Annotated in this window: 12 protein-coding genes; 6 read left to right on the forward strand and 6 right to left on the reverse strand. The window is 68.4% G+C overall.

Annotation, left to right across the window (positions count from 1 at the left end; all coding sequences use genetic code 11):
- The first annotated feature begins 165 nt into the window (after positions 1 to 165).
- Positions 166 to 1,329 (forward strand): GuaB3 family IMP dehydrogenase-related protein, encoded by a 1,164-nt coding sequence (locus JZ792_RS38980; protein ID WP_216917917.1) that lies wholly within the window; start codon positions 166 to 168, stop codon positions 1,327 to 1,329.
- 73 nt (positions 1,330 to 1,402) lie between these two features.
- On the opposite strand, the gene JZ792_RS38985 is transcribed toward JZ792_RS38980, so the two are convergent.
- Positions 1,403 to 2,203, reverse strand: a complete 801-nt coding sequence (locus JZ792_RS38985) for an alpha/beta fold hydrolase (RefSeq protein WP_216917918.1) — start codon at positions 2,201 to 2,203, stop codon at positions 1,403 to 1,405.
- Positions 2,204 to 2,341: 138 nt separating this feature from the next.
- On the opposite strand from JZ792_RS38985, the gene guaA reads away from it, so the two are divergent.
- Positions 2,342 to 3,919, forward strand: a complete 1,578-nt coding sequence (guaA, locus tag JZ792_RS38990; RefSeq protein ID WP_216917919.1) for a glutamine-hydrolyzing GMP synthase — start codon at positions 2,342 to 2,344, stop codon at positions 3,917 to 3,919.
- A 51-nt stretch (positions 3,920 to 3,970) separates the two neighbouring features.
- Here the strand turns inward: guaA and JZ792_RS38995 are convergent, their stop codons facing one another.
- The 4 genes from JZ792_RS38995 to JZ792_RS39010 all read right to left on the reverse strand — a co-directional run bounded on the left by JZ792_RS38995 (position 3,971) and on the right by JZ792_RS39010 (position 6,867).
- Complete coding sequence (locus JZ792_RS38995; RefSeq protein ID WP_216917920.1) at positions 3,971 to 4,126, reverse strand: hypothetical protein; 156 nt, start codon at positions 4,124 to 4,126, stop codon at positions 3,971 to 3,973.
- A 75-nt stretch (positions 4,127 to 4,201) separates the two neighbouring features.
- The gene (locus tag JZ792_RS39000; protein WP_254190962.1) at positions 4,202 to 4,417 is read right to left on the reverse strand and encodes a hypothetical protein; all 216 of its coding nucleotides are present in this window, start codon (positions 4,415 to 4,417) and stop codon (positions 4,202 to 4,204) included.
- Entirely contained in the window at positions 4,410 to 6,059 is a 1,650-nt protein-coding gene (locus JZ792_RS39005) for a PspC domain-containing protein (RefSeq protein ID WP_216917921.1), read from the reverse strand. The genes JZ792_RS39000 and JZ792_RS39005 overlap by 8 nt, the downstream gene beginning before the upstream one ends.
- Positions 6,060 to 6,210: 151 nt before the next feature.
- Positions 6,211 to 6,867: an MspA family porin gene (locus tag JZ792_RS39010; protein ID WP_216917922.1), complete on the reverse strand. Its 657-nt coding sequence runs from the start codon at positions 6,865 to 6,867 to the stop codon at positions 6,211 to 6,213.
- A gap of 487 nt (positions 6,868 to 7,354) precedes the next feature.
- Between JZ792_RS39010 and JZ792_RS39015 the strand changes: the two genes are divergently transcribed.
- The 3 genes from JZ792_RS39015 to JZ792_RS39025 all read left to right on the forward strand — a co-directional run bounded on the left by JZ792_RS39015 (position 7,355) and on the right by JZ792_RS39025 (position 10,075).
- Positions 7,355 to 7,708 (forward strand): VOC family protein, encoded by a 354-nt coding sequence (locus JZ792_RS39015; RefSeq protein ID WP_216917923.1) that lies wholly within the window; start codon positions 7,355 to 7,357, stop codon positions 7,706 to 7,708.
- A 110-nt stretch (positions 7,709 to 7,818) separates the two neighbouring features.
- Positions 7,819 to 9,231 (forward strand): ATP-binding protein, encoded by a 1,413-nt coding sequence (locus tag JZ792_RS39020; protein WP_216917924.1) that lies wholly within the window; start codon positions 7,819 to 7,821, stop codon positions 9,229 to 9,231.
- A gap of 208 nt (positions 9,232 to 9,439) precedes the next feature.
- Positions 9,440 to 10,075 carry a response regulator gene (locus JZ792_RS39025; RefSeq protein WP_109525679.1) on the forward strand — a complete coding sequence of 212 codons (636 nt, stop codon included), beginning with the start codon at positions 9,440 to 9,442 and terminating at the stop codon, positions 10,073 to 10,075.
- A 6-nt stretch (positions 10,076 to 10,081) separates the two neighbouring features.
- On the opposite strand, the gene JZ792_RS39030 is transcribed toward JZ792_RS39025, so the two are convergent.
- On the reverse strand, positions 10,082 to 11,212 hold the full coding sequence (locus JZ792_RS39030) for a serine/threonine-protein kinase (RefSeq protein ID WP_216917925.1): 1,131 nt from the start codon (positions 11,210 to 11,212) through the stop codon (positions 10,082 to 10,084).
- Positions 11,213 to 11,600: 388 nt separating this feature from the next.
- On the opposite strand from JZ792_RS39030, the gene imuA' reads away from it, so the two are divergent.
- Positions 11,601 to 12,356, forward strand: a complete 756-nt coding sequence (gene imuA' / locus JZ792_RS39035; RefSeq protein WP_216917926.1) for a DnaE2-dependent mutagenesis accessory factor ImuA' — start codon at positions 11,601 to 11,603, stop codon at positions 12,354 to 12,356.
- Positions 12,357 to 12,397: the final 41 nt, after the last annotated feature.

The raw sequence follows: 12,397 nt of genomic DNA on the forward strand, positions 1-12,397 counted from the left end.
CCCCAACCCCGCCCGGCGCGAGCCTTACGAGCGCCCCGTTCGCGGCCGTCTCGCGTCCGAGTGGTCGAGACAATGCGACGCAGTCGCGAGTCTCGACCACTCGGACGCGAGACAAAAGGGGCCGCGAACCCGCGGCCCCCGGGCCGCCAAATCACAGGAGGACAGTTGCGCGACATGGTCGAGATCGGCATGGGCCGAACCGCCCGGCGTACCTATGAACTGGACGATGTGGACATCGTCCCCTCGCGGCGTACCCGCTCGTCGAAGCAGGTGTCGCTGTCCTGGCAGCTCGACGCCTACCGTTTCGAGATCCCGTTCCTCTCTCACCCGACCGACGCGCTGGTTTCGCCGCGGTTCGCGATCGAACTGGGCCGTCTCGGCGGTCTCGGCGTGATCAACGGCGAGGGTCTGTGGGCCAGGCACGCCGATGTCGAGGCGAAGATCGAACAGTTGCTCGAACTCGTCGGCAAGGGCGGCTACGAGCGCGCGGTCGCGTTGTTGCAGGAGTTGCATGCCGCGCCGATGCAGCCGGATCTGCTCGCGGCGGCGGTCGCGGAGGTGCGGGCCGCCGGGGTGACGGTGGCGGTGCGGGTGAGTCCGCAGAACGCGCGTTCGCTGACGCCGTCGCTGGTGCAGGCGGGTGTCGACCTGTTGGTCGTGCACGGCACCATCATCTCCGCCGAACATGTCGGTGACGGTGAGCCGCTCAATCTCAAGACTTTCATCGCCGAACTCGATGTGCCGGTGGTCGCGGGTGGCGTGAGCGATCACCGCACCGCGTTGCATCTGATGCGCACCGGTGCGGCGGGCGTCATCGTCGGTTACGGCTCCTATCCCGGTGCGACGACCACCGGCGAGGTGCTCGGTATCGGGGTGCCGATGGCCACCGCCATCGCCGATGCCGCCGCGGCGCGCCGGGATTATCTCGACGAGACCGGTGGACGCTACGTGCATGTCATCGCCGACGGCGATGTCGCCACCTCCGGGCAGTTGGCCAAGACGATCGCGTGCGGCGCGGATGCCGCCATGCTCGGTGTGCCGCTGGCCTCGGCCGTGGAGGCGCCGGGCCGTGGCTGGTACTGGCCGTCGGCTGCCGCGCACCCCTCGGTGCCGCGCGGTTCGATGCTGCATGTCGACGATCCGTGGGATCTGGGTGGCGAGTCCGTCGGCGAGCCGGTGCGCCCGACCCTCGAGCGTGTCCTGTTCGGCCCGTCCGACGACCCGTTCGGTTCGTTGAACCTGGTCGGCGGTCTGCGGCGTTCCATGGCCAAGGCCGGTTATTCGGATCTGAAGGAATTCCAGCGGGTCGGTCTCAGCGTCCGCGCGTGAAATCATCAGCGTTCGCGCGTGATTTCTCAGCGTCCGTACGTGAGGTTTCGGCCTCCGCGCGGTGAGCGTTCGCTCACCGCGCGTGGCCCGTCGTCACGGAACCGCGCAGGAATTGCTTGATCGCGTGGTTCACCGGTTCCGGGTGGGTCATGGTCACCGCGAGCCGAGCGCCCGCGATCTCGACGTAGGTGGCCGCGCTCAGGTCCTGGGCGAGACGTTTGGCCCGATGGTCGGGGATACCGCTGTCGGTGGCGTGGATAACCAGTGCGGGACAGGTGATTTCGGGCAGCCGTCCCACCACCGATTCACGGCCGAGCAGACAGGTCGCGGCGACTTCGATGCCGTCGCGGTCGCGTACCAGCCAGCGTTTGGTCCAGATGGCCCGGTACCAGTCGTCGTCGCCGATCAGCCAGTGCGCCAACTGATTCGCCGCGCCACGACGTGAGCTGTCGTCGTACCACTTGTCCAGGAATTTCTGGGTTTCGGTCGACTGTTCCGGGGTCGGTCCGTGCGCTTCGGTGCTGATGAGGATCAGTGCCGACACGCGTTCGGGTGCGATCAGCGCCGTCCGGAGCGCGGTGATGCCGCCCTGTGCGGTGCCGCCGAAGACGGCACGCTCCGCGCCGAGGTGGTCGAGCACGGTGAGCGCGTCGCGCGCGGCGGTCCAGTAGGTGAAGGGCAGGCCCTGGTCCCTGGTGCGGCCGTGTCCGCGCGCGTCCCACGACACGATGCGGAATTCTGGTGCCAGCGCGGCCATCTGCGACGCGAACATGGTGCGGTCCATGAAGAATTCGTGCGCCAATAGGACTACCGGGCCGTCCCCGCCGCTGTCCTCGTAGTGGATGTCGGCATCTATCGCTGGGGCGAATGGCACGAACACGAGGATAACCAGCACGGGGGTGGTGTGCGGCGGGATTTGGCGCGGCGTCGGAGTTTCCTCGGGTTTCGTCCGAGCGTGTCGGAATGACGCCGCCGTGCCCGTGGTCGGCTCGCCGCGCCCGCTCACTAGACTATGGCGGTGGCAGAATCTCAGAGACCGGTCCTCGTCGTCGACTTCGGCGCCCAATACGCCCAGCTGATCGCCCGGCGGGTTCGTGAATCGAGTGTCTTCTCCGAGGTGATCCCACACACCACGACCGTCGAGGAGATCGCCGCCAAACAGCCGCTCGCGGTGATCCTGTCCGGTGGTCCGTCCAGCGTGTACGCCGAGGGCGCGCCGCAACTGGACGCGCGGCTGTTCGATCTGGACGTGCCGGTCTTCGGCATCTGCTACGGATTCCAGGCGATGGCGCAGGCACTGGGCGGCACCGTCGCCCACACCGGCACTCGCGAATACGGTCGGACCGAACTCAGTATCGACGGCGGTGTGCTGCACGGCGGTCTGCCCACCATCGCGCCGGTGTGGATGAGTCACGGCGACGCCGTCACCGACGCGCCGGAGGGTTTCGAGGTCACCGGCACCACCGTGGGCGCGCCGGTCGCGGCGTTCGAGGATCGCGCGCGACGCCTGGCCGGTGTGCAGTACCACCCCGAGGTGCTGCATTCCCCGCACGGTCAGCTGGTGCTCAGCCGCTTCCTGCACGAGATCGCCGGAATTCCCGCCGCGTGGACCCCGGCCAATATCGCCGAATCGCTGGTCGAGGCGGTGCGCGAACAGATCGGTGACGGGCACGCCATCTGCGGGCTGTCCGGCGGCGTGGACAGCGCCGTCGCCGCCGCCCTGGTGCAGCGCGCCATCGGCGATCGTCTGACCTGCGTTTTCGTCGACCACGGCCTGTTGAGGGCAGGGGAGCGCGAACAGGTCCAGCAGGATTTCGTCGCTGCCACGGGTGCGCGACTGGTCACCGTCGACGCGGTGGAGAAATTCCTCGGTGAGCTGAAGGGTGTCAGCGATCCCGAGGAGAAGCGCAAGATCATCGGCCGTGAGTTCATCCGGTCCTTCGAGGACGCGGTGAGCGAGGTCGTCGCCGAACAGGGCACGGGCGGCTCGGCTCCCGAAGTCGAATTCCTGGTGCAGGGCACGCTGTATCCCGACGTGGTCGAATCCGGCGGCGGCACCGGCACCGCGAATATCAAGTCGCACCACAATGTCGGCGGCTTGCCCGACGATCTGGAGTTCGATCTCGTCGAACCGCTTCGGCTGCTGTTCAAGGATGAGGTCCGCGCGGTCGGTCGCGAACTCGGTCTGCCCGAGGAAATCGTCGCGCGCCAGCCCTTCCCCGGTCCGGGCCTGGCGATCCGCATTGTCGGCGAGGTGACGGCCGACCGGCTCGACACCCTGCGCCAAGCCGACGCCATCGCGCGTGAGGAACTGACGGCGGCCGATCTGGACCGTCAGATCTGGCAGTGCCCGGTGGTGCTGCTCGCCGACGTCCGCAGCGTGGGCGTGCAGGGCGACGGACGCACTTACGGACATCCGATCGTGCTGCGTCCGGTATCCAGCGAGGACGCCATGACCGCGGACTGGACCCGGCTGCCCTACGAAGTGCTGGAACGCATTTCGACCCGCATCACCAACGAGGTGTCGGAGGTCAACCGGGTCGTTCTCGACGTGACCAGTAAGCCGCCGGGGACGATCGAGTGGGAGTGACGGTTACGGAGGACGAATAGTCCTGCCCCCGTGCGGATTCGGGAACCGGTGCTATTCCGCCGCGGTTTCCGCGCGGGCCTGGCCGAGTATCAGGTGTCCGAGCAGCATGCCGCCGAACGTGAACCGCGGCGTGGGTGCGACCGGTTCGCTCGGGACCGTCCGGCGTTCCTCGTTCGTGGTGGGATGGTCGAAATGCGGTGCGGCCATGGGGTTCTCCTCGGAGTAGAACGAACAATGACCCGTCCGGGGCGGGCGGGTCATTGCGTCATGTGGTGAATCGGTTCAGCGATGTACGTGGGGTGAGATCACCAGCACGACGCCGACCACGATGGCGGCGATCACGATGATCCAGCCGAAGGAGATGGCCCCCGCGGCCGAGACGGTGGAAGGTCCGACGAGGGCGAAGACGCTCAACGCCAGCGCGAGCAGTCCGACGATCAGCAGTGAGGCGGACGGGCCGCGCCCTTCGGTCTTGTCCGAAGCGTTCTGATCAGCCACGTTCCACCACCACATTTCCCATACGGACATCGACATTCAGATCGAGTACCGGCGCTCCCGGCGTATTCGGGCCGGTGACACCGGTGGGGCACGATTGCTCACCCATGGCGACGGTGCATTCGGTGCGCACCGTCATTCCGGCCGGGACGATGACTCGCGCCTCGCCCATCTGCACCGACAGGTCCACCGTGTGGTTCTCGGTGAGATCCAATCCGCGCAGATCGAGTGTCCCCGAACCCATCGACAGGTGATACTCGGGTTTCAGATCGGCTGTCGCGGTCGGAGCCCAGGTGCGATCACCCACGGTGGCCTCGGAGAACTCCATGGGACCGACCAGCGAGGCGAGCAGCACGAACGCGGCCAGCGGCGCGGTCACGACCAGCAGTCCGTAACCGCGGCGCAGGAAAGCGCCGAGCACCAGTCCGAGTCCGACCACCGCGAGCGCCACCGCCCCGATCCGCGCGGGCGTCATCCATTCGACGCCGGACGCCGCCGCGGCGCCCGCTCCGGCCGCGGCCAGGATGGCGAGGCCGATCACCACCGGCGTCAGCCGGGATCGGGGGCGTCGCGGGGACGGCGCGACGACCTTGTTCGCCGGGGTGGGGTCGGGAAGATCCCAGGCCAGCGGCGCGACGCCGAGCGGATCCCAGGACGGGGGCACCGGGCCGCCGATGATTGTTCGAGGTCCGGGGGTGAGGGTCCGTGGTGCACCGGGCCAGGGGATTCCGGCGGGTGCCGCCGCCGCGATCGGGGTCGGGAGCCTGTCGGCCGTCGCCGTACCGCCGGTGGAATCTCCGCTCGACTCCACGGCGGGGTTCTCGGCGTGCGCATTCGATTGCGCGTCGATTTCCGGCGAGGACTTGTCGAGTCGAACGTGCTGGTCGGCGGTGGTGCCGAGATCGCCGACGGGGGCCTGGTCCGCAGTACCGGCATCCCCTGCGACCGCACCGCCGGTGCGGTTCTCGCCGGTCGCGTCCTTGTCGAGCCGGACCGCGCTGTCGTCCGCCCGCTGTGCGGGGGCCGGGTCGTGCGCAGTCGGCGTCTCCGGTACATACATCTCGGGCAGTTTCGTATACGGCGTGTACATACCGGTCACGGGCGCTTCCGGCGCGTAGAAGCTACCGGTCGTACCGCTGGGGAAAACCGCGCCGGGATATCCGGTGGCGCTGAGTCCGGCGTCGAACTCGTATTCGTCGAGCTGACTGGTCCCCGGCGGCGGTTGCGGAGTGCGCATGAACAGCATCCACCAGCCCGCCAGCATGAGCGCGAGGCTGATGACGCCGGAACCGGCCATCCCCATCCCCACCGGTCCCATGGTGCTCACCGCGATGGCAAGCGCCACCATCAGCACGATCGTCTTGGTCGGAGACTGCGAGCTGTGCCCCTTGCCGAACAGCGACTCCGCCGCCGACGTCTGGTCACCCGCCTGGCTGAACAGCAGCCACCCCACGAGATAGAGGACGATCCCGGCCCCGCCGAACAGCGCCGACACCACGAAAGCCACCCGCACGAGCACCGGATCGACCTGGTAGCGCCGACCGAAACCGGCCGCGACACCCGCGACCGGCCCCTGACGCGGCAACCGGACGGGCCGCGACTGCCACATCTGCTGAAGCTGATCGCCGAAGCTCGTTTTCGTCATGCTTCCATGGTCGGCCGCACAGGTGGTTCAGCACATCGGGGTGAACCCTGAAAGTTCACCCGATCCCCGGGACCGGCCGCCGACCTTTCCGACGTCGGGTGTGCGTGCGGGCGGTGCGGATATCCGCACCGCCCGCACGCGTCTCCGGTGCCTACAGGACGATGACGTCCCCGTAGACCGCCCCGTTGGCCGAGGTCTCGGGTGAGTCGACCTCGATCTTGGTGTAGGGGCGGATCGTCAGCGGCCCGCCGCAGCCTTCCACCATCAGGTGGAAATCACGGCTCATCACGTAACCCGTCGTGCCACCGACGAGGTCCTTGCTGCCGACCTCGATGTCCTTGATGACGCCGGGGGTGATGTCGAGGTCGAGACCCATGGACGCGTGGATCGACGGGCCGATGCTCGCGTCGAGGCCGGGTGTCAGGGAATCCGGGCTGGCGCCGACGCCGAGTGTGACTCCGGCGTCGAACTCCGCGCCCGCCTTCGCCCCGAAGGTCAGATCGATGCCGACCGCGCAGCTGACCAGGTATCCGGTCTTCAGCACCGCGGTACCCGGGTCGTCGACGTGTCCGTAGGAGGTGTTGTCCAGAAAGACTTCGCGGGTGGTCGGCAGTCCGTTCTGCGGAGGCACCGGATCGGCCACGAGGTCGGTGTGGCCCACGGTGAACGCGAAGCCGGTCGGTGTGGCGTAGTTGTTCTCGTGTGCCGCGAATGCGTAGGCATCGGCGGTACCCGTCCCGACCCCGCCCACCGCGAGGGCCATCGGCGCCAACGCGGCGGCGATGATGCGTGCGAATGTGTACGACAAGATTCCTCCCCTGTATCCCGGTCGGACCTGCTCGGAACCGATGAGCCTGTCCGTGAGAAAACGTATGTCCGGCGGTGCGCCACGACCGCCCCCCATTTCCGATTCGGAGCGGAAAACTACTGGCAGAAGCCATAGTTCGAGTTCTCCGGTCCGGTGGCTCATGGACAAACGTGCTCTCGATATCAGGTATATCCGGCGCGCCTTAGCGATCACTGAGTGATGACTGAACGTTTCCCGACATGCTGGTCATCCGCCCTTTTCTTTCCGGACCGGATAACAGGAGGGCGTCGGCTCGGGATCCACGCGGATGTGTGGTCGCGAGGGTCGGCACGCGTGACCGGACCGATCAGGAATCGAGAAGCATCGGTGACCGAGGAGGAATTAGCGTTGTCGAAGTGAACGGCCCGCGGATATCGAGGGCGTTCCGGAGCTCGCCTTCTTCCCGAATCGGACGATTCCGATCGCGTCCACGACGTCAGGAGTGACCATGACCGACTCCACCAAGGGCATCAAGACCGTGTTGCATCCGGTTTCCGATCTGGCGGCGGCCAAGCAGGTCTATACCGCGCTGCTCGGTATGGCACCGCAGACCGACGAGTCCTATTACGTCGGGTACGAGGCCTCGGGGCAGCACATCGGCCTGGTGCCCGCCGGGGGGCCGCAGAGCCCGACCGTGCCGACCGCCTACTGGGAGGTGTCGGATATCGAGGCGAAATTGGCCGAGGTGACGGCCGCGGGGGCCAAGGTGCAGGACCCCGTGCACGAGGTCGGCGGTGGTCGCCGGGTCGCCACGGTCCTCGACCCCGACGGCAATCTGCTCGGACTGCTCCAGGACCAGTAGGCGCTCGCAGGCCCGGGCGATGCCGGAACGCGGCCCCGCGTCCGGCGCCGGTGCGCGGATCAGGGTGATTCCTGATGCCCTCGGCCCGCGGGGCGTGCCAGTATCGGAATATGTACCCGACTGATCCAGCGTTCGACGCTGCCCGCAGGCAGGCGGGGTATCGACCCGATCCGGCCCTCGGGTTCGGGTTCGCGCCAGGGCGGGGGTTCGGCCCCGCGCCGGTGCTGGATCTGGGGCCGAATCCGCAGGTGCGGCTGGTCCGGCGTTCGGGTGGGCGCGTCGTCGCCGGTGTCGCCGGTGGACTCGCCGATCATCTCGGGCTCGACGTCTTCAAGGTGCGGATGGCGTTCGTGCTGCTGTCCGCGCTGGCGGGCGCGGGTATCGCCGCGTACGGGCTGCTGTGGGTCTTCACCCCCGGCGGCGCGGATTCGGCGAAGCCGTCCGCCGCCGAACGCAGGCAGTCGGTCGGTCTCGCGCTGCTCGGGCTCGGGCTGTCGATCGTGGTGTCGTGGCTGATGAACGGCACGGTCGCGGCGAAGATCATCGTCCCGATCGTGGTGGTGACGATCGGCGCGGCGCTGGTGTGGCGCGAGTACGACACCGACGGTCCGCGTTCGCTGCTCGGTCTGCCGGCCCGGCCGTCGGTGGTGACCTGGGCCCGCATCGTCGCGGGCGCGACCATGGTGATCTTCGGGCTCGGCGTGGTGGTGCTCGCCAGGATCGATCTGAGTTCGCTCGGATCGGCGCTGATCGCGGTCGCGGTCACGCTGATCGGCGCCGGACTGCTGACGGTGCCGCTGTGGCTGCGCATGATGCGCGCGCTGAACGACGAACGCGCCGCCCGCATCCGTAACGAGGAGCGCGAGGAGATCGCCTCCCACCTGCACGATTCGGTTCTCCAGACCTTGGCTCTGATCCAGCGCCAGGCCGACGATCCGCAAGAGGTGACCAGACTGGCCCGCAGCCAGGAACGCGAATTGCGCCGATGGCTGTTCGAGGATTCGGGTCCGGCCCAGTCGAGTCTGGCGGCCGCGCTGCGCACCATCGCGGGGGAGGTGGAGGATCAGCACGGCGTCCAGGTCACCACGGTGACGGTCGGCGATGTGTCGATGGATCTCGGTGACACCGGCAGCGGCCTGCCCAAGGAACATTTCACCGCCTTGCTCGGCGCGAGCCGGGAGGCGCTGGTGAACGCGGCCAAACACGCGGGCGTCCCGGCGATCGACCTGTTCGCGGAGGCGGAACCGCATCAGGTGAGCGTTTTCGTGCGCGACCGCGGCGCGGGGTTCGACCTCGACGCCGTCCCGCAGGATCGTCAGGGCCTGGCGAAATCCATCCGCGGCCGGATCGAGCGGCGCGGTGGACAGGTCGAGATCCTGTCCACGCCCGGTCGCGGCACCGAGGTGCGGATCATCATGCCGCGCACCGATTCCGGAGCGGACGACGATCGGGCCGACGACCTCTCCGACACCGCGAGCGCCGTGACGGAGCGGATCGCGCAATCGACCGGCCAGGGCACGTGAGTCGTCGGCCACGTGCCGGACGGTCGGTGACCTCCTCCCGTCGGGCTTCGCGGTTAAGGTGGCTTCCGGGCAACCGATTCCGCGCGGATTTCGGTGACGCGCCGGGTGCGCCCAGAATCTCGCCCGGCATGCGACCGCCGGTTCGCGACGGCGCTGTCGGATCGACCGACGGCGGACGCGCAACGGCGGAGGAGCGGAGCAGGTGAGCGTGCGGGTTTTTCTCGTCGATGATCACGCCGTATTCCGGTCGGGCGTGCGGGCGGAGTTGAGTCGCGAACCCGATATGGAAGTGGTCGGCGAAGCCGGTGGGGTGGCCGAGGCCATCGCCGGAATCGCCTCGGCGCGTCCGGATGTGGTGCTGCTGGATGTGCATATGCCCGACGGCGGTGGTGTCGCGGTGCTGACCGGGATCGATGACGGTCCGGTATGTCTGGCGCTGAGCGTGTCCGATGCCGCGGAGGACGTGATCGCGGTGATTCGCGCGGGCGCGCGCGGCTATGTCACCAAGACGATTTCGGGATCCGAACTGGCAGATGGCATCCGGCGGGTCGCGGGCGGTGACGCGGTGTTCAGTCCGCGCCTGGCCGGATTCGTCCTCGATTCGTTCACGGGCCGGTCACCGGTGCCGGAACCGCCGCTCGATCCGGAACTGGACTCGCTGACGCCGCGTGAACTCGAGGTGCTGCGCCTGCTCGCGCGCGGCTACACCTATCGCGAAATCGCCGAAACCCTGTTCATCTCGGTGAAGACCGTGGAGACCCACGCCTCCAATGTGCTGCGCAAGACCCAGCAGTCCAATCGGAACGCGCTGACCCGCTGGGCGCATCGCAGGCGGATCGACTGAACGGAACTACATCACCGCGACGAGAATCGCGATCAGGATGACCAGTCCGATCAGCAGTCCGACGGCGATGGCGAGCGGCGCGTTGCTCGGCGGATTCCCTTGGGCCCGTTGGCCGACGGGCGCGGCGTTGCCCGTAGCCCGCACGGGTGCCTGGTGCTGCGGGCGCGGCAACGGCATGGCGTGCGGACTGCGCAGGCCGGAGGCGGAACTGCGGGCGGCCCAGGACGGGATGGTGCCGTCCTCGGTGCGCACCGGGGCGCCGAGAATGTAGGAACCGGTGCCGGGACCGAAAGCGGCGGTGAGGATTTCGTCCCTGGCCTCGGCCATCGTCGGTCTGCGCTGCGGTGCGGGTTCGAGCATGTGCAGCAGGGCGTTGGTGAGGACGCCGCTGCGGGTCGGCGGAATGATCTGGGCCATCGCGGCACGTTCGACCAGAACGTCGCTGTTCTCGTCGAGGCCGAACGGCGGCTGACCCTCGATCGCGGTGTAGAGGGTCGCGCCGAGGGAGAACACGTCGCTGGCCTCGGTCGGCTGCGCGCCACGGGCCACCTCGGGCGGCAGGTAGGCGGGGGTGCCGGTGATGATGCCTTCGGGCTCGTCGGCGAGATCGCCCGCGCCGCGCGAGATGCCGAAGTCGCTGAGTTTGGCGATGCCGACCGAGGGGCCGCGATCGGCGACCAGGATATTGCCCGGTTTGATGTCGCGGTGCACGATGCCGACCGAATGCGCGGCGGCCAACGCGTCGGCGACCTGCGCGCCGATCTGCGCCACCTCGACCACGGGCAGTGTTTCCACCATTCCGAGCGCCCTGGCCACGCTGCGTGAGGGTAGGTGTTCCATGACCAGCCACGGTTCGCCCGCTTCCAGGGCGACGTCGTAGACCGCGATCGCGTGGTCGTGGGACAGTTTCGCCGCGACCCGCCCCTCGTGCAGGATCTGGCCGCGGACCTTCTCCGCTTCCGCCTCGGGCAGTCCGGCGGTGGTCAGCACCTGTTTGATGGCGACCTCCCGATCGAGCAGGCGATCGTGCGCCAGCCATACCGCGCCCATGCCGCCGCCGCCGAGTTTCGACTGCAGGCGGTAACGGCCTGCGACCAAGTACTGCGGGCCGACGATGGGACGGTGGCGATCGATCATGGGTGCAGGGTATCCGAATCTCGTGCTAGGCGACCTGATTCGAGCGGACGGCGAGAGCGGCTCCGGGCGTCGATGCCCCTTCCGTGGTAATGCCGACCCTACGCGCGTGATCGCTCCTCGCTCGCCCTCGGGTGGACCCGGGCTGGCAAATTCTCGGGCAACTTCTGGGACGGCTGGGGTTGGAGACGGCCCGCGAGAAAGAGGGGGACGGCGTCGGCGCGCCACCCTTGACGGATCACGGGGGCGGGTTTCTACTTGATCACTATCGAACGTATATTCGATAGTGATCGATAGCTGTATCGGTGCTGACCCTCGTTTCTCGATGGAGAAACGGGGGTCGGCCCGCTCGCTTCGCCTCGGAGTCCATCGTGGGAAGTAGGTGGTTGTGATGGGTTCGGACGTGCGGGTGGGGGATGAGAAACACCAGAAGAAGCTGGAGGAACTCCGCAGGAGGATGGCCGCGATCCCGGGGCGCGGTCAGTCCGAGGTCGGGCGGATTCCCCGCGAGACCGAACTGTGCAGAGAGTCGCTCCCGGTGCCGAACGCCCTTGCGGAATTGTTGCCCGATGACGGTCTCGCGAAGGGATCTGTCGTGGCGTACACGGGAGCGCGGTCGTTGCTGGCCGGGCTGCTCGCCGCGGTGACCGAACACGGCGGGCATGCCGCGGTGGTGGGGATGCCCCGGTTCGGGCTGCTCGCCGCGGTGGAAATGGGCGCGGAATTGGCACGTCTGGCCGTGGTTGCCGATCCCGGACCCGACCCCGTCGAGGTGGCCGCGGTGTTGCTCGACGGACTGGATCTGGTGGTGCTCGGCCTCGGCGGCACCTCGGTCGCGCCGTCCAGGTCCCGCGTGATCGCCGCCCGCGCCCGCAGTCACGGCGCCACCCTCGTGGTCGCCGACGGCCACTGGCCCAACCCCTCCCTGCGCATGAGGGCCCGCGTCTGCGGCTATGCCGGGCTCGGCGCGGGCCACGGACGGCTGCGTTCGATCGGCCTCGACGTCGATATCCGGGCCAAGTCGGGTCCGTCCCGGCGCGGCCGCATCGACCTGTGCCCGAACGGCGGCCGCGTCGAATGGGTCACGCGCACTGTCGCCGCGGGCGCGGGGGAGACGCCGGTCGCCGCCCGAGGCGCGGCCTCGTGACCGGAGTCGCCGGGGTTGCCGGGGTTGCCAAGGTTGCCGGG

The organism is Nocardia noduli, from assembly GCF_019038455.1.
Taxonomy (GTDB): domain Bacteria; phylum Actinomycetota; class Actinomycetes; order Mycobacteriales; family Mycobacteriaceae; genus Nocardia; species Nocardia noduli.